Source organism: Microbacterium martis (genome assembly GCF_047246685.1).
Lineage (GTDB): Bacteria > Actinomycetota > Actinomycetes > Actinomycetales > Microbacteriaceae > Microbacterium.
The window spans coordinates 659,873-684,271 of sequence record NZ_JBFOKT010000002.1 but is presented as its reverse complement, the minus strand read 5'-3'; the positions used below and the strand labels follow the sequence as shown (position 1 = coordinate 684,271).

Here is a 24,399-nt window from a genome sequence, read left to right as displayed (position 1 = left end):
GTGGGCGACCACGCCAGGTGATCGCCCACCGGTGATCACGTGGCGAGGGCGACCAGCGCCGCTCCGAACGTGATGATGTTGAAGGCCCATTCCTCGGGGCTCATCGGGGCGTCTGCCTCGTCGACTTCCTCGAACCAGAGGCCCATTTCCTGCTTCTGCATCTTTCACCTCCTGTCGTCTTCTGGATGCATTCGCGCACGGATCCCGCTCGCGCGATCAGGTCGCGGCGACTGCGATGAGTCCGAGCACGATCGCGAGCTTGAAGCCGACGTAGAAGTCGGAGTCGGGGGCTTCCATGCCCTCGATCTCTTCGAAGCGAAGCTGCTGCGAGAGTTCCATCCGTTCACCCCCCTCCGGTGTCTTCAGCGTGCAGAACATCTGGTTCGGCTACGTGGCGATGATCACGCCCGTCGTGACGACGGCGAGACCCGACCACATCCCCCACCAGAAGCTGTCCGCGCTGGGAGCGTCGACGGCGTCGATCTCTTCGAATGCGAATCCGGTTTCCGGCTGTGCGAGCATTGGCGATTCACCCCCTCTCTCTTCTCCGCAAGGGCGCACCCTTGTCAGCTCCCTCGGATTGAGGCTGTGTAGACGTCGAGCACGTCGTCCTCCGTCAGTCCGCGAAGCGCGGGACGATCACCGCCCCACACCTGGGCGCAGCTGCGTGCGGCCGAGACGATCGCGCCGTCGGAGAGGCGCAGGTCGGGCATCGCCCACGAACCCGTCCACTCGACCGCTCCTCGCACGGGATCCGCCGAGAGCGAGAGGCGCAGGGAGATGATCCGCCACAGCCGGCGCAGGCGCTCGGCGTCTCCCCAGCGCGTGTCTCCGGTGAGGATGCGCTGCCAGATCGCCGGCAGCAGCATCAGGGTCACGGGGACCTTTCCGGCTCGTGCGACCGACGAGAGCTCGTTCGCGAGGTACCAGTGCTTGGCGGCGTACGCCGCACGCCCCGTGAGGGCCCATCCGGTGTGCGTCTCGGTCGAGGCGACGGCGAGCCGTTCGCGCAGCCCGTCGTCGAACCCGCCGCTGAGGCCGGCCGCGACGACCGTGGCGACGCGGTCGACCAGCTCCTCGGCGGCGGCATCCGGCACAGCGGCGGCGGGGCTGCCGACGTAGCTTCCGAGCAGGCGCAGCAGGATCTCAGCGGCGCCCTCGCGCACTCCGCGATCGGTGAGCGAGCGCGTCAGAGTCGTGTCGAGAACCACCGTGTCGGCCCTCATGAGCCTGCCGACCACCAGCCGGCGGGAGTCGCCGGTGTCGGGATGCAGGCAGGCGACCGCACTCGCCTCCGATCCCGTTCCCACGGTGGTGGGGATCAGCGCAAGGGACGGCGCCCCCGAGCCCTTGCTCTCCGGCAGGAGGGACACGCCGTAGGCGATCGCCCGGCGGCGGGCGGATCGGAAGGATGCCGCGCTCTGCAGGGCGAGCCGCATCAGCTTGGCCGCGTCGAGCACCGAGCCGCCGCCGATGCCGATGACGGCCTCGAAGGCGGGCTCGCCGGCCGTGTCGCGCGCGACCCGCTCCAGGAGCGCGGACTGCGCCTCTCCGGCGGGATCGTGACGCACGAGGCGACGGACGCGGAGGGCGAGCTCCGGGTGCTCTTGATGGACCCTGTCGTCGATCACGAGGAGCGCGTTCTTCGTCGCACCCAGTCGCGGGAGTGCACGCGCCGCGGCACCGGCGCCGATGATCGTCGGCGCGACCGCGTCGTGCGTCAGCAGCTCCTCGCGCACCGCCGTCTGCGGCATCATGCCGCGTCCTGCTCGTCGAGGACGTCGCAGAGCACGTCGCCCAGCCGATCGAGATCAGCGGAATCCGAGATCGCGGCGGGAATCAGCTGGAGCACCGACGGCCCGGGGTGGACGATCGCCCCGGCACGGCGGATGCGCTCGACCAGTTCCACGATCTCCTCTTTCGAGGCGCCCACCGGCTCAGTGCCCCCCGGCTCTGTCGATGCGGAGGTCCGGCCCGCGATGCGCAGCGCACGGAACGCGCCGCGACCGGCGACGCCGATGACCCGCGGATGCCCGACGAGCCGCTCCTCGAGACGATCGATCTGCGCGATGACCTCGGGGAACAGGCGGTCGACGTCGAGCTGCTCGTAGAGGTCGAGCGTGGCGACGATGGCCGCGCAGCTCGACGGGGTTCCGGCCTGCGTCTCGCCGTGCACGAGCAGGGCGTCGTGCCGGTCGAACGCGGTGGCGATCCGCTCCCCGACCACCACGACCGAGGCGGCGCACGCCCCGTTCGTCAGGGCCTTCGAGAGCACGAGGGCATCGGGGTGCGGCATCCATCGCGACGAGGCGAACCGCACGCCGGTGCGTCCGAACCCGGTCGCCACCTCGTCGGCGACGAGGAGGAAGCCGTACTGCGCTCGCAGTCGCTGCACCGCGTCGAGGAAGTCGGCCGGCACCTCGATCGCGCCCGACCCGAGGACGGGCTCGACGACGAGCGCCGCGATGCGGTTGCCCTCCCGTCGGCACAGCGCCTCGAGTGCCGCTCCGCCGTCGTCGAACGGCACGTGCCGCACGTCGCGCCCGTCGACGCCGTAGACCGCCTGGCCGAGCTCGTCGCCGCTCAGGGCGTGGGCGCCGTAGGTCAGCCCGTGATAGCTGCCGCGGAGCCCCACCACGAGTCGCCGCGGCATGCCCTCCTCGATCGACCAGTACTGGCGGCTGAGCTTCATCACGAGGTCGTTCGCGGCACCGCCCGACGTGGCGTGCAGAACACGCGAGAACGGCATGCCGGTGAACGAGATCACCCGCTCCGCCGCCTCTTCGGCGAGGGGATGGGAACGCCGGAAGAGCGTGAGGTACGAGGCGTCGCGCAGGGCCTCCGATACGGCATCCGCGATCTCGTCGCGCCCGTACCCGAGCGGAACGTTCCACAGACCGCTCGTGGCGCAGAAGGCCTCGAGGCCGTCGGCGAAGCGCACCCGGGTGCCCTTCGCCGATGTCGCCCAGTCGCCCGGCGACGGCTCATCACTCGGCCGCAGCAGGAACGGCCACGAGCGTGCGCTCATGACGACGTCTCGTCTTCTGCGCTGTCGAAGATGACACCTACCGCGGCGAATCGTTCGCGGAGCTCTCTCAGCTCCTGCGGAACGGTGTGGCGATCGAGTCCCGCGGAGCGGGCGGTCGACACCGCCTGCTCGAACGACGGCGCCTCGAGCAGCGCCTCGACGGCGATCGCCGTCTCACGCCCCAGCGCGAACCGGCGACCCGTCTCGGCGACCAGCTGGTACTCGTCGTCGCGCCAGATGATCAGATGCCCCGAACGACGACGCAGGCCGCGATCGGTCTCGGCCCCGGTGAGAGCGCCTCCGAAGCCCGAGATCGACCAGCTCTCGCCGTCCGTTCCGCCGACGATGCGCAGGGCGGTCAGGTAGCGACGGATCCACGGTCGTGCGGCGAACTCGGCGGCGACGGACTCACCCGCCTCCGCAGCATCCTCCTCGCCCACCAGGAAGGTCGATGCCGGCTGATCGCCGAGATCCGTCGAACCGGCGGCTCCCACCACGGGACCGCCGAGCCGATAGCGCACGTCGCCGTGCGCGTCGATGCTCAGTCGGTTGATCGCGACGCTCGTGCCGTCGATCGCGGCGTCGATCACCGATCGATCGGCGATGACGACCGAGTGCGAGGCGAGCTGCGGGATGAACGAGCCCGTCGCGAACGCCTCCTCGGCGTCTTCGATGAAGGCGCTCCACGCCGACGAGGTCAGACAGCTGACGACGGTGGGGCGGGTGACGGGCACGAAGGGGACGGCGAGGTAGTCCTGCAGTTCGATCTCGTAGCCGCGACCGATGTGCATGACGTCGCCGGGCTCGTCGAATCGGCCCTCGAAGGTGAGCACCCGGTCGGGCGGGGCCGCAGCGTCGGAGGACGACGGAACGAGGAAGGTGTCGGCAAGACCGTCGTGCGCGAGAAGCCCCGACACCTCGTCGTCGGTGGCGCAGAGCACCACGCGTCCTGCCGATGCGGGAGCCACGCCGGTCGCCCACTGGAAGACCGCGGACGACACTCTCCGCTCGCGCGAGTCGGCGTTCGCCGGTGCGGCGGTGTCGAGGAGGTCCGTGTTGTCGTGTCGATGGTTCACGGGCGGATCAGTCTCGCCGTGATGCCGTCGGGTTCGCCGGCGCCGATCGCCGCCAGAAGGCGTAGACGACGTTGACGATCCCCGCCACGAGGCAGATCGCACTGCTCACGTAACCCTCGACCCGCCCGTCGACGTTCACGAAGATGAGAACGGCGTTGATGAGCAGGATGGCACCCAGCACGAGTGCCCACCACCGGACGTGCGTCACGGATATCCCCCCGGATTCCCCCCGACACGAGCCACCCTCTGCGGCCCGTCGACTGGGACCCGAAGTTATCACCGCCGAACGGGCGTTCACCAATACTTAGGCCTGGTTCATCAATTCTCTGGACGAAAGTCGACAGCGGGCTGAACGGAAGTCGTGGCCGAGGTCGCCCCCACCCGAGGACAAGAACGGCGGCGGCATCACATATTGCGAACAGAATCGCTCGCGCGAATGACGCTGAGCGAAGTGCAGGCGGTGCGGAGAAGGCAGTCATGCCTACGATCGCCGCCGAGGCAGGATGCCGATGACCACGGGAGACGGAACGAGGGGGTCCATGGTGGCAGAGCGGAGAGGCGGCGTTCGACGTCGCACGAGGGTGTTCGCGGCACTCGGCGCGGGCATCGCCGTGCTCGGAGTCGGGGCCACATACACCCTCGCATCCTGGAACGACTCGGAGTGGGTGTGGGCCGGTGCCGACGGCGCTCCGTCCATCGCGACAAGCTCCTTCGAGGTGCAGCAGAACACTTCGATGCCGTTCGCAGATGGCGCTGACGAATGGCTCGACGCTGAGAGCAATGCCGGTGGTTCGCTGGTCTTCTCCGTCGGATCTCTCGCGCTCAGCCCAGGCGACACGGTGTACGCGCCGGTGGCCCTGCGCACGACCGACGATTCGCTCGCGGCCGCGGTGACACTGCAAGGCGCTGTCACCGCGGAAGGCTCGCCGACCCCTCGGAACGACCAGGCACTGTTCGACGCCGTGCGGGTGTCGGTCTTCACGGTCGCCTCGGAAGCTCCGGCGACGCCCTGCACCAGCGGTTTCTCTGCTGCAGGGTGGGAGACGCTGCTGGAGGGACGACCGCTGACCGCGACAGCCGCTGTCACGCAGTCTCTGCAGGCCGCGGCCGGGTCGACGCAGCACTACTGCTTCGCGCTTTCCCTCCCGGCCTCGACCCCCGATGTGGACACTCTGCAGGGCCTGGCGATCTCCCCCGCGTGGGAGTTCCGCTCGGTCTCCGTCACTCCACAGTGACCTTCCGCTGTCCGCGGGTCTGTTCATGCTGAGAGCAATCGTCAGCAGGGCCGCGACGACGCTTGTCGCGTCGGCGCTGCTGGTCATCGTCGTCTGGTTCGTCTTCTCCGCGCTCACCGGCGCGACGCTCATCGTGCTCCGCACGGGGTCGATGAGCCCTACGATGCCGCAGGGGGCGGTCGCAGTGTCGGTGCCGCTGCCCGCGGAGAAGATCCGCGTGGGCGATGTGGTGACCGTTCAGCGGCAGGAGAACGCACTTCCCGTGACGCATCGCGTCGTGGAGGTACGCCCTGTCCCCGACACCGTGGGTGAGCGCGGCGCACGCGAACTCGTGCTGAAGGGCGACGACAACGACAGTGTCGATCACCTGCCGTACCTCGTGACGGATGCTCGACGCACGGTCGCGTCTGTGCCGATGGTGGGCGCTGTGATCATGCTGCTGCAGTCGCCGTTGGGGATGGGTGTCCTGACGCTGACCACCGCAACGCTCACCGCGTGGGCGCTGTGGCCGCGTCGACCCGAGCCGACGAGCGTCGCAGAGCCGACCGGCGGCGCCCTCCCGTCTCAGTCTCGATCAGGTAGCGAGCACCCACGTGCTGCGAGACGAGCCTGACGGCATGGAACCGACCCTTTCGAGATCGAACCCCGCGCGGCGGACCTCGCCGCGTTTCCCGACGGTGCTGTTCGCCGCTCTGGTGGCCCTGGGGGTGGTGGTCATCGCGCTGAGGGCATCGTCTGCTCTGGCTGACGCGTACGGACCCTCAGTCGATGGCCCGCTCATGGTTCGTTCCATCCCGGCCGCGCCGCAGTGGACCGATATGGTTCCCGGCGACGAGGCCTCCTGGCTGATCGAAGCGTCTGTGGAGGAGGTCGATCAGAGCTCCCTGGCTGTGCAGATGCACGCGACAGGTTCGCATATCGAGGCACTCACCGTCCGTCTCGTCACCTGCACGGTGCCGTTCCGGCATCGCGCGGCATCCGACCGGTACGAGTGCCCGGGCGGGGCGCAGGCAGTCATCGGGCCCACCCTGCTCGCCGCCTACGCGGGCGACCGCGGTGACGACATCTATGAGCTGGCCGTCTTGCGCCGGGGCCAGCCGCGCCATCTTCTGGTCACTCTGGAGATCCCGTCCACCGTGGATCCGCGCGCCGCGGAGATGCTCGTCGGGCGAATCGGCGTCGGCGTTCACGCAGCCGGAGATCCCCCCGACGCGCCGAGCGGCCTCGCCGCGACCGGCGCGGACCTCTGGGCGGATCTGTCGGCCCTGAGCATGCTCGCCGCAGGCGGCATCGGGCTGGGCCTGAGGCTCGCCGCGCGAGGGCGCAGCCAACCATCCGGGTCCGCGCCGTCATGATCGGGCGATCTCGCGGACGCGTGCTCACGGCGCTCGGCCTGATTGTGGCCGCGTCGCTGGTCACGCAGGCCGCCGTGGCGAGCGACGCGACATGGAACGACTCCGAGTGGGCCACCGGCATGATCGGCACGACATCCTGCGCGGATGCATCCGGGTCCTTCGCGACCCGCGCGGAGGGGCGGGCCGTGAGCGGTTCCCTCCTCGGCACAGACCTTGACACGCTCATCGAAGCCTCCGGTACGACCGTCACGAACGACGGCGACCAGGTTCGTTACTCGCCGCTCGGCGCGAACCCCGCAGGACCCGATGCCTTCGCGAATCCGCTGCGTGTCGTCGCCCTCAGCGCGGTGGACGTCGACCTCGGCAACGGTCTGCTGCAGCTCCCGCTGGACACCGCCACCGGCCTGCTCGGCCAGTACGGCCGGGCTCGAAGCGATGGAGAGGCGGTCGGTGCCGGTGGATTCGTGACAAGCAGCGGCGGCATCGCCACGGAACCGACCAACGGCTACCCCGAGCTCGCTGCACTGCGCCTTTCCACACTGCTCGGCTCCCTCGACCCGGGCACCGCCGCGCTGCTCACCGATGTCACCGATGTGACACTCACCACGGGAGCAGTGGCCGGTCGAGCCACCATTGACGGGTGCGATCTGGCGTGGCAGGGAGCGCAGGCGGACGCGCAGGTTCTGGCTTCCGCTCTCACCCGCGAGTATGTCGCCGCCGACGTGGCCACAGAGGTGAGCTCGCCTGCCGTCGCTCGTCTCGTGGCAGGGACGACGGGCATCGTCGATGAGCTGAACACCCTGGTCGCCGCCCTCGCCGGCGACGCGGGTCTCCTCGACGGACTGGTCCAGGGCATCACCGGCCTGTTGCGGCCGCTGCTGGGCACGCTGCGGCTCGGCGCGGTGACCGTCGATTCGCTCGCGGCTTCGGTCGACCTCCGGCCGGTCACGGATCTGCTGAGGGGGAGCATCTCGGATGAGGCCGGAATCGTGCGAGTCGATCTCGGTCGTGGCAGCATCCGCGTGGACTCCGCTGGGCTCGTCGCCTCGGCGTACGGGATCACCGACGGCACGAGCCTGAATGGGCTCGCGCCGAACACCGATCTCCTCGCCGACCCCCGGATTCTCGCTGCGCTGACCGATGCGCTCACATCCGCTCTCAGCGAGTGGCTCCGAGACGTCGAGGATGCGCTCATCGATGTCCTGAACAGCATCCGGATCACACTGGACGCGAGTGTGCGCCTGCGTCTGCTCGGGCTGCCGGTGGCGGACATCACGATCTCCGTGGACGCCGGCCTGGCCGCTCTCGCCGCGGGCGGCGGGGTGGCTGTCGAGGCGAAGCTGCTCGGCGCGCTCGACCTCGGGATCCTCGACGGGCTGCTCAATGCCCTCACGTCGGGTCTCGGCCCTGTCGTCGCGAATCTCGTCGGGGGGCTGCTACCCACCGTCGGGTCGCTGGTCGACTCGTTGCGCCCCCTGATCTCCTCACTGGTCGGCGTCGTCTCGAACGTCTACTCCGTGCTGTATCTGTCCGGGGTCGTCTCCGTGATCGTGAATGTCCAGAACGACCCTCTCACCGGTCGGCCCGAACCAGCCGACTGGCGGCACATCCCGTTCGGGCAGTACGACGTCGCTGCACTGAGGATCAGTGTCCTCGATTCTCTGGGTCCTGCGGGGGTGCGACTCTATCTGGGTCGTGGCTCCGTCGGGCCGGGGTGCTCCGTGCCCCGGGCTGACATCGAGTGCTCGGCCTATTGACCGGTTCGGTCAGTGCATCGAGTCGGTGAAATCGCCGAAACACGGGCGTACGTAAGCGGCCGAGGACGTTGGCCGCCCGCAGACTCCGTGCGGCGATACCCCTGTCGTATCCGGTGGCGGACGCCTACACTACACGGACGAGTCATCTCGGCTTCTGTCTTGCACCCGTCTGCCGGCGAGGGAAAGGGGGAACGCATGCGGTTCCGCACACGCGAGGTGTCCCGGGTCGAGGAGACTTGGCGACAGTACGTGCCCTCCGCCGTGCTGCATCGCGTCGACCGTGACCCGTTCCAGTTCGATTGGCATTCCATCGAACTCGGCGGGGTGAGCCTGGTCCACTACACCCTCTCTGCGGAGGTCCACTCGACCGCCGAGCCCCACGACCAGTTCCTCGCCTGTCGTGTCAGTGGCGCGAAGATCGATGTCCGGTCCGCTCGGAAGGACCTCGACGCTGGCAGGCCGTGGATCTCCGACGGCACGAAGGTGCATGCCCACTGGGATGGAAACGCACGCGTGACAGCGCTCGTCCTGGACCACGGCTACCTCGAGGGCGTCAGCAGACAGATCAGCGGCGATGATGACCTCTCGTTGAGCGTCGCCGAGCTCACTCCGCACAACGCGGAGGCCGCCGCCTCCTGGAGCCGAATGTTCACCTATGTCGAACGTGCCGCCGCCCCGTTGCGCGATGGGGACACGCTGCTGCGGAGCGAACTCGCTCGCCACGCGGCCGTCACCACCCTCGCATCCTTCGCCACCACGATGCCGCATCGTGACGAGCACGCGGAGCAAACGACTGCCGCACCGGGAACGGTTCGACGCGCCCGCGAATTCATCGCGGCGAACGCCCACCTGCCGATCACCGTCGACGACATCGCCAACGCGGTGCACATCTCCACACGGGGACTGCAGTACGCGTTCCGTCGAGCCCTCGATATCACCCCGGCGGAGGCTCTCAGGCAAGCGCGGCTCGACGGCGCGCACCGGGAGCTGCGCTTCGGCTCGCCCGCCACCGTCGCAGCCGTCGGACGCCGGTGGGGGTTCGCTCACCCCTCCCGATTCGCGCGCGCGTACCGCGAGGCCTTCGGGATCTCCCCTTCAGAAACTCTGCGAAAGAGTCGCCCATGACCGCGGTCAACGCGGATGCTGCCCCTCGAGAGATCACGTGCCATGGAGACGACGGAAATCGACATCGGTGATGAGATGGCGAGCGCCTCGCGCTCGTTGCTCCGAGACGTAGAGCATGTCCCGGCCGTGAGGAACAGGCAGTGGCCGCTGGGGTGGCGGCCGGAAGCGGCCCGCGTGACGCCGCCAACAGCGAAAGGACATCGAGCACCTGTTCCGCTGCAGGGACCCGTCCATATGACGGCGACTCTTCGGCCATGATCTATCTCACCGACTCCTCACGCACCGCAACAGTGGCCGCCGCGTCGTATCGTCTGGTATCTCAGACGCCAACATGCCCAGGCTTGCTCCTTTCCGATCTCACCGTTGTTAGCGTCCAGACATGCCTACTCACGACGGATCGACCACGTCGTTGTCCTACGACGCTCTCTGGCCACGAGCGGGTTCCTGGGGTCCGCCCGTGGACGGTGACCAGGTTGACCTGGCGCTCGTCGGAATCCCGACACATCGCCTCTCCCTGTCTCCGAGCAACGCGCACAAGACACCTGCCGCCATCCGTGAAGCCTTGCGCAGGTACTCGGCGCACGTCGCAACGGATGACCGCCGGTCGCTCGGCCGCGTTCTCGACGACGACCTCCGCATCTTCGATTTCGGAGATGTAGAAGACCCGGATTCAGAGCTTGGGGAGTCCGTCGCCACCGCGCGAGTCGCAGAGATCGCTGAGCGTGCGCGCCTCGCGATGTTCCTGGGAGGCGACAACTCCCTCACCGTGCCCGCAGCCCTGGGAGTGGCCGGCGATAACCTCGACCGCGCGGGTCTCATCACCCTCGACGCGCACCATGATCTCCGCGATGGACGCAGCAACGGTTCTCCGGTCCGCCGCCTCATCGAAGCCGGGCTGAACCCCCGCCGCGTGGTTCAGATCGGGATCGCCGACTTCGCGAACTCCCAGGCGTACCGCCAGAGAGCACTCGACCTGGGCATCACGGTCATCCACAGGGATGAGCTGTTCGAGCGTTCCCTGTCGGAGATCGCGGCCGAAGCGTTGGGGGTTGCAGGCGCCGGCGGCGGACCCGTGCATGTCGATGTCGATGTCGACGTCTGCGACCGTTCCGTCGCTCCGGGGTGCCCGGCATCCATCCCCGGGGGTCTCCAGGCTCACGAGTTGCGGCGGCTGACTCGGGCCTTCGCACGCAGCCCACTCGTTCGAGGCATCGACATCGCGGAGGTGGATGCTTCGGCTGACTCCGCCGACGGACGAACAGTCCGCCTCGCGGCCTTGACCGTCTTGGAAGCGGCCGCGGGACTCGCCGAGCGGACGGCTCGACCTACCGCTGGAGAGGGACCATCGTGACTCAGATCACCGTCGTCGGCAGCATCAACGTTGACCTGACTTCGCGCTCAGCCCGTCTGCCTTCGCCCGGTGAGACTGTGGGGGCTGGCTCTTTCACGCGCCAAGCGGGCGGCAAGGGTGCGAACCAGGCCGTCGCTCTCAGCAGACTCGGGGCTACCTCGCACATGGTCGGCTCCGTGGGACGCGACGAGCCAGGATCGTTCGCCCTTGACAATCTGCGGAACGCCGGGGTGCTCGTCGACCATGTGGCTGTTCGCGACGCCCAGACGGGCGTCGCCTTGGTCATGGTGGACGGCGACGGAGAGAATCAGATCGTCATATGCCCTGGTGCGAATGACGAGGTGGGCGCGGAGGTGTTCGACTTCATCGACGGCGCGGTCCTCACTCAGCTGGAGATCCCGATGAAGTCCGTGGAGAACCTCGCCCAGACCACGACAGGGTTCTTGGCCGTGAACAGCGCGCCGGCCACCCCCCTCTCCGACGGGATCGTAGCCCGGGGGGACCTCTTCATCGCGAATGAGACCGAGTTCGCCCTCACCCCGAAGCTGCGCGATGCGCGCCTACTCGTAGTCACACATGGTGGCGCTGGTGCAGTCATGTACGAGTACGGAAAGGAGGTCGCGCGAGCAACCGCGCCCCGAGTGGACGTTGTCAGCACTGTCGGCGCCGGTGACGCCTTCTGTGCCGCGCTGACGTTCGCCATCGTGAGCGGGCTGTCTTCAGAGGTCGCGCTCCAGGCGGCGTGCGCCGTGGGTTCGCACGCGGTTGAGCACGAAGCTGCACAGCCGCCGCTTCGCCCCCTCGCCGAGTATCTGTGAGCTCGTACGTCTTGCGGGCTATCGCCCACCGTGGGCAATGGCGAAGGCACCGCGCAGACGGCTGACCCGTGTGACAGGGCCTCGTTCTTCAGAGAGCGGCCCGCAGCCGCGTGGTCGGATCGCTGCCCGGACTTGGGCGCTCATCACGTCCGGCACTCGACGGTGAACTGACCCGACCGCCGTCCGGGAACACCGCCTCCAGGAATATCCGGAAGAAGGCCGCCGTGTCGACACCCACCGCAACCCTCGCATTCGCCTCCTTACCGGCGTAGCGCGCTACCGGCCACACGTTGGAGCGCCCGACACTCTCGCCGGTTGTCTCGACTTCGACGAAGGCGTCGGCAAACGTCAGGACCTGATCGTCGAGGAGGTGCGCGATGACGAGCGGGTCGCACATCTCCGCTCCCACGACCCCGTGACTGTGCCAGTACGCGTCGAAGTAGTCACGTGTCATCTCGTACACGAACTCCGACGCTCGGGTGCCGCGGTATCGAATTCGCTCACGGGTCTCAGCGTCGAGGAACACCTGACCGGTGACGTCGAGACCGACGATGTCCACGCGAGCGAAGCCCGCCCGCAGAATGACATCGGCTGCGTGAGGGTCGTGCCAGAAGTTGAACTCGGCAGCAGGAGTGACGTTGCCGGCGCCGATGGCGCCACCCATGATGACCAGGTGTTCGATGCGGGATGCGAACTCCGGGTCGGCCAACACCGCTTGAGCGATGTTCGTGAGCGGGCCGATGGCTGCGATAGTCACGGGCTCCGCGCTCTTTCCGGACGCCTGCAGCAGCGCGTCGACCGCGGACGTCGTCGAGGCACCGGTTCGAAGGGGCATCGCCCCTCTACCTCCGAGCCCATCGATACCGTGAGAGCTGGACGTTTCGGGGAGCGAGCCGAACAGAGGCGACCTCGCCCCCTCGTGGACGGGGATGTCGAGTCGGCCGGCGATGTCGAGGACCGTCAAGGCGTTGCTCGTGGACTGCTCCACGATGACGTTACCGGCGACGGTGGTGATGGCTTCCACGGGGAGGTCCGCCCCCAGCGCGAGGAGGATGGCGAGGGCATCGTCGATTCCCGGGTCGCAGTCGATGAGAAGGCGCATGAAGTCACCGCACGGAGGCGAGGAACGCCTTCGTCTTCTCGTGCTGAGGGTCGTTGATGATCTGATGAGCCGGCCCCACCTCGACGATGCGTCCGTCGTTGAAGTAGGCGACGCGGTCGGCGACATCTCGTGCGAAGCCGATCTCGTGCGTGACGACGAGCATGGTCATACCGGTAGCGGCGAGATCCCGCATCACTTCCAGGACGTCTCCGACGAGCTCCGGATCGAGCGCCGATGTCGGCTCATCGAAGAGCATCAGCTGGGGTTGCACGCAGAGCGCTCGCGCGATGGCAACTCGCTGCTGCTGGCCGCCCGAGAGTTGTGCAGGGTAGCTGTTCGCCTTGTCGGCAAGACCGACCTGGTCCAGAAGCGCCCGAGCTCGAGGAAGGTAGGCCGACGACTTTTCGCCGAGCACGATCTTCGGGGCGAGAGTGAGGTTCTCCAGCACGGTCATGTGCTTGAAAAGGTTGAAGTGCTGGAACACCATGCCGATGCGGGAGCGGCGACGGGCGGCTTCCTGTGGGTTGAGCTCGTAGAGTGCTCGGCCTCGCTGCTGGAAGCCGACCGGCTCGTCGCCGATCCAGATCATGCCATCGTTGAGGTCTTCGAGCTGGTTGATGCACCGGAGGAAGGTGCTCTTGCCGGACCCGGACGGACCGATGAGACAGACGACCTCACCTTTCGAGACCTCAAGGTCGACGCCCTTGAGGACGTGCAGGGGGCCGTAGTGCTTCTCAACATGCTCGGCGCGAACGAGAGCTGTCATCGCTGGCCGCCTTTCGTCGACTGGGAGAACAAGCGGAATCGGATCATGCGGCGCCAGATGTCGGATCCGCGGGATGTCTGGAACTCGCTGCCGCGTGCATAGTGACGTTCAAGGAAGCCCTGCCCGATGGTGAGAATGGTGGTCAGGACGATGTACCAGATGCTGACGGCGATGAGCAGCGGGATCACGTCGAAGTTGCGTGCGTAGATGATCTGCGCCGAGTACAGCAGGTCCGCCACCGCGATGACCGAGACGAGGGAGGTGGCTTTCAACATGCCGACCAGCTCGTTACCTGTCGGCGGGATGATGACGCGCATCGCCTGCGGAAGGATGATCCGGCGCATCGTCTGCCCGCCGGTCAGTCCCATCGCTGTCGCCGCTTCGCGCTGCCCACGGTCGACGGAGATGATGCCTCCTCGGACGATCTCAGACATGTAGGCCGCTTCGTTCAGGCTCAGCCCGAGAATGGCAGCCAGGAAAGGGGTGATGATCTCGTTGGCGTTGAGCTCGACCCCAGGAAGACCGAAGGTGATGACGGGGTACAGGGATGCCAGGTTGTACCAGAAGATCAGCTGGACGAGCAGTGGCGTCCCGCGGAAGAAGGCGACGAACCCCGCTGAGCTCACGCTCAACACGGGGTTGGACGACAGCCGCATGATGGCGATGATCACGCCGAGCACCACGCCGATGACCATGCTGATGAAGGTCAGTTCGAGTGTCACCAGTACGCCGGTCAGGATGGGCGGGGCGACGAGATAGCCGCCGACGGAACCCCACTCGAAGCGTGGGTTGCTCGCCGCCGAGTAGACGAGGAGTCCGAGGAGGCCGAGCACGATGAGTCCGGCGATCCAACGCCCGATGTGCTTCTTGCGGTGGATGACGAACGGCTGCTCGTTCACCGGGACGGGTGTCGTGAGAGTCATCGTGCTCAGCCCCTTCGTGGACTACTCGTTGGAGATCTGGTCAGCGGTGATGGCCGCCGTCGCCGGGAACGCCCACTTCTCGTTGATGGCGTCGTACGTTCCGTTGTCGATGAGCGCGGCCATAGCTGCCTCGAACGCCGGGGTCAGGGGCGAGTCCTTTGCGAGCGCGAACGCGAACGGAGAGCTGTCGATGTCGTCGCCGGGCGCGACCTCGAATCCACCGTTGATGTCGGCCTCGTAGGCGATGCTGATGGTGTCGTTCAGGTGACCGTCCGTGCGGCCAGAGGACAGGGCGAGCAGGGCCTCCTGACCGGAAGGGAACAGGTTCTCCTCGATCTTCGGCTTGCCGGCGTCGGCGCACGCCTGCTGGAACGCGGGGAGGATCTCGATCGCCTGGGACGTGCCCTTCGACGCCGAGATGCGCAGACCGCACATCGACAGCGGGTCGGTGCTGATGTCCTTCGGGTTGCCCTCCGGCACGGCCACGCCGGTGCCACCGAGGCCCCAGGTGACCATGTCGGCGTTCTCGAGACGTTCCTCGGTGACGGTGAAGGCGGAGGCGGCGAGGTCGTACTTCCCGGATGCCACCCCGGGCAGGATGGTGTCGAATGCCGCAGCCTCCAGCGGGATCTCGACGCCGAGCGTCTGTCCCAGCGCGGTGATCATGTCCGCCGTCCAGCCGATGATCTCCTCGTTGGCCTCGTCGTAGAACTGGAACGGAGCGAAGGTCGGGTCGGTGACGGAGATGAGGGAGTCCGTGCCGTCGGGAAGCAGCGCGGCCGCTTCTTCGTCGAGAGGTGCCGCGGCGACGTCACCTTCGGTTGGAGCGGGTTCCGTCCCCGACGGCTCAGGCGTCGTGCCGGCGCACGCGGTGAGTGCGAGGAGCGTGACGGCCGCGAGGGCGGTCGCCCCGATCAGCTTCTTCATTGTGGTGCCCTTCTGTTTGTCGGGTGGTGCCTCTGTTCGTGCTGCAGTCCCGTCAGCCGACGTGGCCGGCTGTCCTCGTCCCCTGATGCTGTCGAATGAACTCGGAGTTCGGAAGGATGCGATGGCGGGGTGGCGAGGTCCGTGACTCGGTGGACGGCTGGCGCGTGCCTCGTGAGCTCCACAGCCCGGCTGTCCGATGGTGTCTACCGCTGCTTCGGTGCTACTCCAGTAGATTTCGATGATGCTACTGCAGTAGACGCGATGTGCGCTACTGCAGTAGATAAATTGGCGGGATCGCCGGATCTCGACTGCCATCCCCTACAGTGAGACGGATGAAGAGGGCGAATCGCGTCGACGTCGCGCGACTGGCGGGGGTCAGCACCACGGTGGTCAGTTACGTGGTCAACAACGGTCCGCGTCCTGTGGCCGAAGCCACGCGAGAACGCGTCCTCGATGCGATGCGGCAGCTGAGCTACCGGCCCAACGCGAACGCCCGCGCGCTGAAGCTCTCCCGGACGAACGTCATCGGTCTGCTCGTCCGCGACCTCACCAACCCGTACTTCTCCGAGCTCGCCCGCGACCTCCAGGAGTACGCCCATCGAGCGGGCTACGCCCTGATGATCGGCAACGCCGGCCACGGCGGCGTCGAAGAGACCGCTGAGCTGCAGAACCTGCTGTCCCGGGAGGTGGACGGCATCGCCATCTACGGTGTGCACCGCGACGAGACGCTGCAGGCCATCACCTCCTCGGGAGCGCGAGTGGTGTCCCTCGACTGGCACTTCGAGAAGACGCCGGTGCCGTCGGTAGGAGTCGACGACTACGGAGCAGCACGAGATGCCGTGCAGCATCTCCTGGATCACGGCTACAGCGACATCGGCCTGATCGCAGGGCGTGATGAGGGAGACCTGCGCGAGGCGGCGTGGGCGGATACGCTCGCACCGTACGTCTCTCCGGACCGGCTCGATGAGCTGCGCGCGTATGACGACTTCTCGCTGCGCGGTGGCTACCGCGCCGCAGAGAAGCTTCTCGATTCCTCCCACGCCCCGAGCGCGATCTTCGCCTCATCCGACGTTCAAGCTCTCGGGGCGATGCGCGCTCTCCACGCGCGGGGAGTGCGGATCCCCGAAGAGGTCGCCGTGATATCCATCGACGGCACGGAGGCCTCCGAGTTCGCGGTGCCGTCGTTGAGTGCGATCCAGCTTCCGCTCGACGAGATCGCAGAGTACGTCGCCCGCACGCTCACGTCGTCCGATGATGCCCCTTCGCGCCACACGTTCGCCCACACCCTCGTCCGCCGTGAGAGCTGCGGCTGCGTCCCGTCCCGTGCGGCCGGATCGTGATCTTCGCGAGGTCTCGGTGAAAGCCGCCATGGATCGTGTGGACGATCACGGTGGCGAGGGTCGCGTCGCCGGCGCCCAGGGTATGGACGATGGCGCCGTCCACGGCCATTCATGAACCCGTCATATGTCCTGTGCGCGAGGGGGGACTCGAACCCCCACGTCCTTGCGAACACTGGCACCTGAAGCCAGCGCGTCTACCATTCCGCCACTCGCGCGAGCGTCTCGTTCCGAAGAACTCAACTTCCCGAGGATATCACGCGATTTCGGGCCCGAAGCACACCGCCGACGGCCCTGCGGCGGGCGTTCCCCAGGTCACCTGGCTACGATGTCCCTACCGGTCGGCATGCCAGAGGAGCCCAGTGGGACTACTTGACAGCTTTGAGAAGGGTCTCGAGCGCGCGGTGAACAGCGCGTTCGCGAAGACCTTCCGCAGCGGCATCCAACCCGTGGAGATCGCTTCGGCCGTTCGTCGCGAAGCCGACACGAAGGCGGCGGTCGTCAGCCGCGACCGCATCATCGCGCCGAACAGCTATGTGGTGCGTCTGAGCACCGATGACGCGGAGCGGATGCGAGCACTCGGCGGCGCGCTCACCGATGAGCTGCACGCGCTGCTGAACAAGCACGCGAAGGCGCAGGGCTACAGCTTCGCCGGTCCGCTGTCGATCACGCTCGAGGCCGACGAGAAGGTCGCGACCGGCACGGTGCGCGTCAGCTCGGGCACGGTCGAGGGTCGCGTCAGCTGGCAGGCCGTGGTCGACGTCGACGGCCGTCGGCATTCGCTCTCGCGTGCGCGCACCGTGATCGGACGCGGTTCCGACGCCGACATCACGATCGCGGATGCCGGTTCGAGCCGCAAGCACGTCGAGATCCTGTGGGACGGCGAGCGCGCCATGATGCGCGACCTCGGCTCCACCAACGGCACCAAGGTGAACGGGCAGAAGCTCCGCGAGGCGGCGCTGCCGTCCGACACGACGATCACCATCGGCCGCACCGACCTGGTGTTCCGCATCGTGCCGGTGGCCGCGCCGTCACGCCCGACCGACGACTCGACACGCGCGTTCGGAGGGTTCGGATGAGCGAGCTGATCCTCCTCCTGCTGCGCATCGGATTCCTCCTGCTGATGTGGTTCTTCGTCTTCGGCGTGGTCTACTCCCTCCGTGCCGACCTGTTCGGCGTGAAGGCGCGCAAGCTCCCCGCCGAGGCCGTCGCGGGCGCGGCATCCGCCCCGGCCGCTCCCGCCAAGCCGGCAGCCGCGGCGAAGCCGGCATCCGCCCGACCGTCGACCGGTCCCGCGACGGTCGCCACGGCGAAGCGGCTCGTCATCACGTCGGGCCCGAAGGCGGGGCTCGAACTCCCCCTCGGCGCCGACACCCTCACGATCGGCCGCTCGAGCGAGTCGGCGCTGGTGATCCGCGACGACTACACGTCGAGTCACCACGCGCGCCTGATCCTGCGCGGCGACAGCTGGGCGATCCAGGATCTCGACTCGACCAACGGCACCTTCGTCGCCGGACAGCGCGTCACCGGCGGCCCCGTGAACCTCTCCCTCGGCACGCCGATCAAGGTCGGGGCCACGACGTTCGAGTTGCGAGCCTGACCCGGGCATGGTCTTCGAGGGCTCGAGCGTCGCGATCTCCCACACCGGGAAGGTCCGCTCCAACAACCAGGACTCCGGCTACTCCGGGGCCAACCTGTTCGTCGTCGCCGACGGCATGGGCGGTCATGCCGGGGGTGACGTGGCCTCGAGCATCGCCATCCACCGCCTCGAGCCCCTCGACCAGCCCTACGCCACCGTCGAAGACGCGCAGGCCTCGCTGCAGGCGGCGGCCACCACTGCGGCGAACGACCTCATCCGTGCGGCGAAGGACCGCCCCGAGCTGGCCGGCCTCGGCACCACGCTCAGCGCGATCATCATGGTCGACGACTACGCCGTCATCGGACACATCGGCGACTCGCGCATCTACCTCTACCGCGATGACGCGCTGACCCAGATCACGGCCGACCACACCTTCGTGCAGCGGCTGGTCGACTCGGGCCGCATCACCCCGGAGGAGGCCCGCTACCACCCGCGGCGCTCCGTGCTCATGCGCGTGCTCAGCGACATGGACTCCGACCCCGAGCTCGACATGTTCGTCATGCACACGCAGCCCGGCGACCGCTGGCTGCTGTGCTCCGACGGCCTGTCGGGCGTGGTCGACGAGGCCCGCATCCTCAAGGCGATGCAGCTGGGTCTCGCACCCGGTCGCACCGCCGACAACCTGCTCAAGCAGGCGCTCGACGGCGGCGCCCCCGACAACGTCACCATCGTGCTGGTCGACGTCGGCGGGCAGCATCCGATGCACTCCGGAACGGCCACCGTGGTCGGCTCGGCGTCGAACCCGTCGGGCGTGTACGTGCCGCCGGTGCGGCCGACCCGCGCCAACTGGCTGCACCCCGTGCGCCAGGCGGCGAACGAGCCGAGCCACTTCGAGCCGGCACCGGAGTACCTCGAGGAGCTCATCGAAGAGGATCGCCGTCGCGCCAAGCGCCGTCGCTGGGGCTGGATCGCGGGCGTGCTCGTCGTGCTGGCCATGCTCGGGGTCGCGGCGTTCGCCGCCTACAGCTGGACGCAGACGCGCTACTTCATCGGCGCCGACGACGACAGCGTCGTGATCTTCCAGGGCGTGCAGCAGAACATCGGCCCGATCACCCTGTCGACCCCCTACGAAGACACAGACATCCTCCTCGCCGAGCTGCCGCCCTATCAGCGCGCGTCGGTCGAGCGCACGATCACCGCGCGCTCGCTCGCCGACGCCATGGCCATCGTCGACCGGCTGCGCGCGGGCGCCGAGGCCAACGCGATCGAGCAGACACCCCTGCCGACGCCGCTGCCGACCCCGAGCGAGACCCCCGCCGGAGGTGAGGGATGAGCACCGACGTCGCCGCCGACACCACCGTCATCAAGGCGCTCAAGAGACTCCGGATGCCGCAGACGCAGCGCAACCGCGAGTTCTGGCTGCTGCTCTTCGCCTGCGTCGTCAGCGGCGCCGCCCTCACCCTCGTGCAGCTCGGCGCCCTCGGCGTCATCGACCCGGTCGTGCTCGCGATCGGCGGCGGCCTCGCCGTGCTCGCCTTCGCGCTGCACGTCGTGCTGCGGATCGTCGCGTCCGACGCCGACCCCTTCGTGGTGCCGATCGCGACGCTGCTGACCGGTCTCGGCATCGCGATGATCTACCGCATCGACATCGCGTTCAAGAACACCGGTTGGGACGCGTACTCGACGAAGCAGCTCGCCTGGACCGGGATCTCGCTCGCCGGCGCGATCGCGGTCGTCATCCTGCTGCGCAACTACCGCATCCTGTTCCGCTACACGTACATCTTCGGCCTCGCCGGCATCCTGCTGCTCCTGCTCCCCTTCGTCCCCGGCCTCCGCATCGCCGACGCGAACGCCGCGGTCTGGGTGTCGCTCGGCGGGGTCTTCGCCTTCCAGCCGGGAGAGCTCGCCAAGATCTGCCTGGCGATCTTCTTCGCCGGCTACCTGGTGCGCACGCGAGAGAGCCTCACGTCGGTCGGCAAGCGGGTGCTCGGCATCACCTGGCCGCGGATGCGCGAGCTCGGACCCGTGCTGGTCGTGTGGGTCATCTCGCTCGCCATCATCGTCTTCCAGCGCGATCTCGGCACCGGAACGCTCATCTTCGGCATGTTCGTCGCGATGCTCTACGTCGCGACCGGCAAGACGAGCTGGGTGCTCATCGGCCTGGTTCTCGTCGCCGCCGGCGTGGCGCTGGCGACCCAGATCCTCAGTTATGTGCGCGGTCGGTTCACCAACTGGCTCTTCCTGTTCGATGCGAACCAGGTCGACCCGGACGGTGCGGGCTACCAGCCCATGCAGGGTCTGTTCGGTCTCGCCCGCGGCGGACTCATCGGCACCGGATGGGGCCAGGGGCGCCCGCAGATCACGCCCCTCGCGCACAGCGACTACATCATCACGAGCCTCGGCGAAGAGCTCGGACTCATCGGCCTCTTCGCCATCCTGTGCCTCTACATGGTGTTCGTCAGTCGCGGCATGCGCATCGGCCTCGCCGGACAGGACGACTTCGGCAAGCTCCTCGCCACGGGGCTGTCGTTCACCATCGCGCTGCAGGTGTTCATCATGGTCGGCGGCGTCACCCGCGTCATCCCGCTGACCGGACTGACCACACCCTTCCTCGCCGCCGGCGGATCGTCTCTCGTCGCCAATTGGCTCATCGTCGCGCTGCTGCTGCGCATCTCCGACGGCGTCCGCCGCCAGCCCCGGGTGGTGATCGGATGACTCGATTGCAAGGCTGTCCGATGACAACTGGGTCCCTGAGCTCGTCGAAGGGCCGGTCCGCGACGCTTCGACAGGCTCAGCGACCCACGGCCCTAGGGGGCGTCGCATGACCAAGGAACTCCGCCGCCTCAGCATCGTCATGCTGTTCATGTTCATCGCCCTCTTCGCGGCGTCGAGCTGGATCCAGGTCGTCGAGGCCGACAGCCTGGCTCAGAACAGCCACAACAAGCGCACGCGCCTCGACAGCTACGCGATCCAGCGCGGATCGATCATCGTCGACGGCGCGGCCATCGCCACGTCGATCCCGAGCGACGATCAATACCGCTTCCAGCGCGTCTACGCCGACGCTCCGATGTGGGAGCCGGTGACCGGCTGGTTCAACCCGGCGCTGGGATCGGCGACCGGCATCGAGCGGGCGATGAACGCCGATCTCTCCGGCACGGGCGCCAACGCGTTCCTCGCCGAGGTCGAACGCATCCTCTCGGGCCAGCCGCAGCGCGGATTCAGCGTCGAGCTGTCGTTGAACACCGCGGCGCAGAAGGCGGCCTACGACGCCCTGCAGGGTCTCGAGGGCGCGGTCGTCGCGATCGATCCCTCGACGGGTCGCATCCTCGCCATGGTCTCGACCCCCGGGTTCGACACGAACCAGCTGGCGACGCACGACGCGGATGCCGCGAACTCCTTCTACGACCAGCTCGAGTCCGACGGGTCGAAGCCGCTGTCGAACCGCGCGATCGCCGGCGACCTCAACCCGCCCGGATCGACGTTCAAGCTCGTCGTCGCCGCCGCGGCCTTCGCCAGCGGCGACTGGACCCCCGACTCGACGCTGCCCAATCCGGCGCGGTACACGCTGCCCGGCTCGTCGAACCAGGTGTCGAACGCCTGGGGCGGCACGTGCGGTGCCGGCGACACGGTGACCATCGCCGAGGCGATCCGGCTGAGCTGCAACATCCCGATGGCCGAGCTGGCCGTCGAGCTGGGCGACGACCGCATCCGCGAGATGGCCGAGAAGTTCGGCTTCAACAAGAGCTTCGCGACGCCGCTCGAATCGACGGCGTCGAGCTACCCGCGCGCGCTCGACGACGCGCAGACCGCGCTCACCGGCTTCGGGCAGGGTCAGGTGACGGCGACGCCGCTGCAGATCGCGATGGTGGCGGCGGGCATCGCCAACGACGGCGTGGTCATGAACCCCCAGATGGTGGATGCCGTCATCGGCAACGACCTGTCGGTGATCCGGTCGTTCGAGAACAGCGAGTTCGGCCGCGCGATGGAGGCGGATCAGGCCGATGAGATCACGGCCGCCATGGTCGCCAGCGTCTCAAACGGCGCAGCGCAGGGTGCAAGAATAGACGGGATCGACGTGGCGGGTAAGACCGGGACGGCTGAGAACGGAAACAGGCCGCACACGTTGTGGTTCACCGGTTTTGCACCGGCGGACGACCCCGCGGTCGCAGTAGCGGTCGTCGTCGAGGACGGCGGCGGACAGGGGCAGTCCGGAAGCGGCGACACCATCGCCGCTCCGATTGCGAAGAAGGTCATAGAGGCGGTGCTGGGCAGATGAGACCGACGCAGGGTGTGTCGTTCGGTGGTCGTTACGAGCTGCAGTCGCGGATCGCGATCGGCGGCATGGGCGAGGTGTGGGAGGCGACGGATCACGTCATCGGGCGTACCGTCGCGATCAAGATCCTCAAAGACGAGTACATGGGGGACCCCGGGTTCCTCGAGCGGTTCCGCGCCGAGGCGCGGCACGCGGCGCTCGTCAACCACGAGGGCATCGCCAGCGTGTTCGACTACGGCGAGGAGAACGGCAGCGCCTACCTCGTCATGGAGCTCGTGCCGGGCGAGGCCCTGTCGACGATCCTCGAGCGCGACGGCGCGCTGAGCGCCGACAAGACGCTCGACATCGTCGCCCAGACGGCATCCGCCCTGCAGGCCGCGCACGCCGCGGGCCTCGTGCACCGCGACATCAAGCCGGGCAACCTGCTGATCACCCCCGACGGCCGCGTGAAGATCACCGACTTCGGCATCGCGCGCATCGCCGACCAGGTGCCGTTGACCGCGACCGGCCAGGTGATGGGCACGGTGCAGTACCTCTCGCCGGAGCAGGCGTCGGGTCACCCCGCCTCCCCCGCCACCGACACCTACTCGCTCGGCATCGTCGCCTACGAGTGCCTCGCGGGCAAGCGCCCGTTCACGGGCGAGTCGCAGGTCGCGATCGCGATGGCGCAGATCAACGAGCAGCCGCCGCCGCTGCCGCCGACCGTGCCGATCCCCGTGCAGAACCTCGTCATGGCGATGATCGCGAAGAAGCCGGGCGACCGTCCGTCGTCGTCGGCCACGGTGGCCCGTGCCGCGCAGGCCCTGCGCCGCGGAGACCTGAACTCCGCCGCGATCGCCGTTCCCGCCATCGCGACCGGGGGCATCGCCGGCGACGACGACGCGACTCGGATGCTGACGGCGGCGAACGACCAGGGCGCGACGCGCATCCTGCCGACCACCGCGCAGGTGCCCACCGAGCAGCCGACCGAGGAGCCGGAGAAGAAGAAGCGGAGCCCGTGGACCTGGCCGCTGATCGCGCTCATCGTCCTCCTGGTGATCGTGCTCGGCGGAACGATCTGGGCGCTCTCACAGCAGGGCGGCGACGACCCCGAGCCGTCGAAGTCGCCGAGCGTCACGCCCTCCGCGTCGCAGACGCCGTCGCCGACCCCCACTCCCGAGGTGACGCGGGTCGACGTCACGGCCCTGAACCTCGTGGGCATGGACTGCGGCACCGCGACCGCCACCCTCAAGGAGGCAGGCTTCGAGAACGCCGAGATCACGTGCCCCGAAGGCGACCCGGCCCCGTCCGACGCCGAGGTGGGCAAGGTCTACGGGGTGCAGCCCTCGGGCAACGTCGAGACCACGCAGGCCATGACGCTGACGGTCTACGCCGCCCGCGCCGCACTGCCCACGCCGACCGACGCGCCGACGCTCACCGGCGACCCGGTCGCGGGGAGCACCGTGACCATCGCCTGGGGCACCGGCTTCACCTGCCCGAGCGGATCGACGCTCTCGGGCTACGTCGTGTCGCTGCAGAACGCCAGCTTCGTGTCGGGCGGACCGAACTTCCAGCCGACGCAGCGCAACACGCAGGTCAAGATCGCGGATGCCGTCGGCCAGCAGCTCATCGTGACGTACCAGGGTCTGTGCTCGGGGGGCGACCAGCGCACCTCCAATCCGTCTCCTGCGCTGTCGGTCGCGATCACCGCGCCCCCGGCCGACGGCGACGGCGAGGGTGACGGCGAGGGCGAGACCGCCGGGTAGCC

General features: G+C 68.1%; 25 protein-coding genes and 1 tRNA gene. 14 read left to right on the top strand and 12 right to left on the bottom strand.

Features of this window, described 5'->3' with window-relative positions:
- Positions 1–35: 35 nt before the first annotated feature.
- From AB3M90_RS11235 to AB3M90_RS11205, 7 genes are read right to left on the bottom strand one after another with little or no spacing between them, the layout of a single operon-like run.
- On the bottom strand, positions 36–161 hold the full coding sequence (locus tag AB3M90_RS11235) for a hypothetical protein (protein ID WP_412952026.1): 126 nt from the start codon (positions 159–161) through the stop codon (positions 36–38).
- 55 nt (positions 162–216) lie between these two features.
- Entirely contained in the window at positions 217–339 is a 123-nt protein-coding gene (locus AB3M90_RS11230; protein WP_412952025.1) for a daptide-type RiPP, read from the bottom strand.
- A 48-nt stretch (positions 340–387) separates the two neighbouring features.
- Positions 388–522 carry an MpaA1 family daptide-type RiPP gene (gene mpaA1 / locus AB3M90_RS11225; RefSeq protein ID WP_412952024.1) on the bottom strand — a complete coding sequence of 45 codons (135 nt, stop codon included), beginning with the start codon at positions 520–522 and terminating at the stop codon, positions 388–390.
- Between the two features lie 44 nt (positions 523–566).
- Positions 567–1,757 (bottom strand): iron-containing alcohol dehydrogenase, encoded by a 1,191-nt coding sequence (locus AB3M90_RS11220; RefSeq protein ID WP_412952023.1) that lies wholly within the window; start codon positions 1,755–1,757, stop codon positions 567–569.
- Positions 1,754–3,028, bottom strand: coding sequence for a daptide-type RiPP biosynthesis aminotransferase (gene mpaD, locus AB3M90_RS11215; RefSeq protein ID WP_412952022.1), 1,275 nt, complete (start codon positions 3,026–3,028; stop codon positions 1,754–1,756). The genes AB3M90_RS11220 and mpaD overlap by 4 nt, the downstream gene beginning before the upstream one ends.
- Positions 3,025–4,104, bottom strand: coding sequence for a daptide biosynthesis RiPP recognition protein (gene mpaB / locus AB3M90_RS11210; RefSeq protein ID WP_412952021.1), 1,080 nt, complete (start codon positions 4,102–4,104; stop codon positions 3,025–3,027). Before mpaB ends, mpaD begins: the two co-directional genes overlap by 4 nt.
- 7 nt (positions 4,105–4,111) lie before the next feature.
- Positions 4,112–4,312 (bottom strand): hypothetical protein, encoded by a 201-nt coding sequence (locus tag AB3M90_RS11205; protein ID WP_412952020.1) that lies wholly within the window; start codon positions 4,310–4,312, stop codon positions 4,112–4,114.
- A gap of 334 nt (positions 4,313–4,646) precedes the next feature.
- Between AB3M90_RS11205 and AB3M90_RS11200 the strand changes: the two genes are divergently transcribed.
- The 7 genes from AB3M90_RS11200 (at position 4,647) to AB3M90_RS11170 (ending at position 11,745) form a co-directional block, all read left to right on the top strand.
- Complete coding sequence (locus AB3M90_RS11200; protein ID WP_412952019.1) at positions 4,647–5,339, top strand: SipW-dependent-type signal peptide-containing protein; 693 nt, start codon at positions 4,647–4,649, stop codon at positions 5,337–5,339.
- 25 nt (positions 5,340–5,364) lie between these two features.
- Positions 5,365–5,952, top strand: coding sequence for a signal peptidase I (locus AB3M90_RS11195; protein ID WP_412952018.1), 588 nt, complete (start codon positions 5,365–5,367; stop codon positions 5,950–5,952).
- 4 nt (positions 5,953–5,956) lie between these two features.
- Positions 5,957–6,694, top strand: coding sequence for a hypothetical protein (locus tag AB3M90_RS11190; RefSeq protein WP_412952017.1), 738 nt, complete (start codon positions 5,957–5,959; stop codon positions 6,692–6,694).
- Positions 6,691–8,451 carry a choice-of-anchor G family protein gene (locus tag AB3M90_RS11185; protein WP_412952016.1) on the top strand — a complete coding sequence of 587 codons (1,761 nt, stop codon included), beginning with the start codon at positions 6,691–6,693 and terminating at the stop codon, positions 8,449–8,451. The genes AB3M90_RS11190 and AB3M90_RS11185 overlap by 4 nt, the downstream gene beginning before the upstream one ends.
- A gap of 195 nt (positions 8,452–8,646) precedes the next feature.
- Positions 8,647–9,576: an AraC family transcriptional regulator gene (locus AB3M90_RS11180; RefSeq protein WP_412952015.1), complete on the top strand. Its 930-nt coding sequence runs from the start codon at positions 8,647–8,649 to the stop codon at positions 9,574–9,576.
- 379 nt (positions 9,577–9,955) lie between these two features.
- Positions 9,956–10,927 carry an arginase family protein gene (locus tag AB3M90_RS11175; protein WP_412952014.1) on the top strand — a complete coding sequence of 324 codons (972 nt, stop codon included), beginning with the start codon at positions 9,956–9,958 and terminating at the stop codon, positions 10,925–10,927.
- Positions 10,924–11,745 (top strand): ribokinase, encoded by an 822-nt coding sequence (locus AB3M90_RS11170; RefSeq protein ID WP_412952013.1) that lies wholly within the window; start codon positions 10,924–10,926, stop codon positions 11,743–11,745. The genes AB3M90_RS11175 and AB3M90_RS11170 overlap by 4 nt, the downstream gene beginning before the upstream one ends.
- Positions 11,746–11,833: 88 nt before the next feature.
- On the opposite strand, the gene AB3M90_RS11165 is transcribed toward AB3M90_RS11170, so the two are convergent.
- Genes AB3M90_RS11165 through AB3M90_RS11150 form a run of 4 tightly spaced genes read right to left on the bottom strand, consistent with a single transcriptional unit; the run spans position 11,834 to position 15,463 of the window.
- Positions 11,834–12,847, bottom strand: coding sequence for a nucleoside hydrolase (locus AB3M90_RS11165; protein WP_412952012.1), 1,014 nt, complete (start codon positions 12,845–12,847; stop codon positions 11,834–11,836).
- A 4-nt stretch (positions 12,848–12,851) separates the two neighbouring features.
- Positions 12,852–13,613 (bottom strand): amino acid ABC transporter ATP-binding protein, encoded by a 762-nt coding sequence (locus AB3M90_RS11160; protein WP_412952011.1) that lies wholly within the window; start codon positions 13,611–13,613, stop codon positions 12,852–12,854.
- Positions 13,610–14,536 (bottom strand): amino acid ABC transporter permease, encoded by a 927-nt coding sequence (locus tag AB3M90_RS11155; protein ID WP_412952010.1) that lies wholly within the window; start codon positions 14,534–14,536, stop codon positions 13,610–13,612. The genes AB3M90_RS11160 and AB3M90_RS11155 overlap by 4 nt, the downstream gene beginning before the upstream one ends.
- A 21-nt stretch (positions 14,537–14,557) precedes the next feature.
- Entirely contained in the window at positions 14,558–15,463 is a 906-nt protein-coding gene (locus tag AB3M90_RS11150; RefSeq protein ID WP_412952009.1) for an ABC transporter substrate-binding protein, read from the bottom strand.
- Positions 15,464–15,795: 332 nt separating this feature from the next.
- Here AB3M90_RS11150 and AB3M90_RS11145 point away from each other — a divergent pair, with 332 nt between their 5' ends.
- On the top strand, positions 15,796–16,803 hold the full coding sequence (locus tag AB3M90_RS11145; RefSeq protein WP_412952008.1) for a LacI family DNA-binding transcriptional regulator: 1,008 nt from the start codon (positions 15,796–15,798) through the stop codon (positions 16,801–16,803).
- Positions 16,804–16,935: 132 nt separating this feature from the next.
- On the opposite strand, the gene AB3M90_RS11140 is transcribed toward AB3M90_RS11145, so the two are convergent.
- Positions 16,936–17,018, bottom strand: a tRNA-Leu gene (locus AB3M90_RS11140).
- 144 nt (positions 17,019–17,162) lie between these two features.
- On the opposite strand from AB3M90_RS11140, the gene AB3M90_RS11135 reads away from it, so the two are divergent.
- From AB3M90_RS11135 to AB3M90_RS11110, 6 genes are all read left to right on the top strand, one after another.
- A complete protein-coding gene (locus AB3M90_RS11135; protein ID WP_412952007.1) occupies positions 17,163–17,879 on the top strand; it encodes an FHA domain-containing protein in 717 nt (238 codons plus the stop codon).
- Positions 17,876–18,400 carry an FHA domain-containing protein FhaB/FipA gene (locus AB3M90_RS11130; protein WP_412952006.1) on the top strand — a complete coding sequence of 175 codons (525 nt, stop codon included), beginning with the start codon at positions 17,876–17,878 and terminating at the stop codon, positions 18,398–18,400. Before AB3M90_RS11135 ends, AB3M90_RS11130 begins: the two co-directional genes overlap by 4 nt.
- A gap of 7 nt (positions 18,401–18,407) precedes the next feature.
- On the top strand, positions 18,408–19,712 hold the full coding sequence (locus tag AB3M90_RS11125; protein ID WP_412952005.1) for a protein phosphatase 2C domain-containing protein: 1,305 nt from the start codon (positions 18,408–18,410) through the stop codon (positions 19,710–19,712).
- On the top strand, positions 19,709–21,094 hold the full coding sequence (locus AB3M90_RS11120) for an FtsW/RodA/SpoVE family cell cycle protein (protein WP_412952004.1): 1,386 nt from the start codon (positions 19,709–19,711) through the stop codon (positions 21,092–21,094). Before AB3M90_RS11125 ends, AB3M90_RS11120 begins: the two co-directional genes overlap by 4 nt.
- A 106-nt stretch (positions 21,095–21,200) precedes the next feature.
- A complete protein-coding gene (locus AB3M90_RS11115) occupies positions 21,201–22,655 on the top strand; it encodes a peptidoglycan D,D-transpeptidase FtsI family protein (RefSeq protein ID WP_412952003.1) in 1,455 nt (484 codons plus the stop codon).
- Positions 22,652–24,397: a protein kinase domain-containing protein gene (locus AB3M90_RS11110; RefSeq protein WP_412952002.1), complete on the top strand. Its 1,746-nt coding sequence runs from the start codon at positions 22,652–22,654 to the stop codon at positions 24,395–24,397. Before AB3M90_RS11115 ends, AB3M90_RS11110 begins: the two co-directional genes overlap by 4 nt.
- Positions 24,398–24,399: the final 2 nt, after the last annotated feature.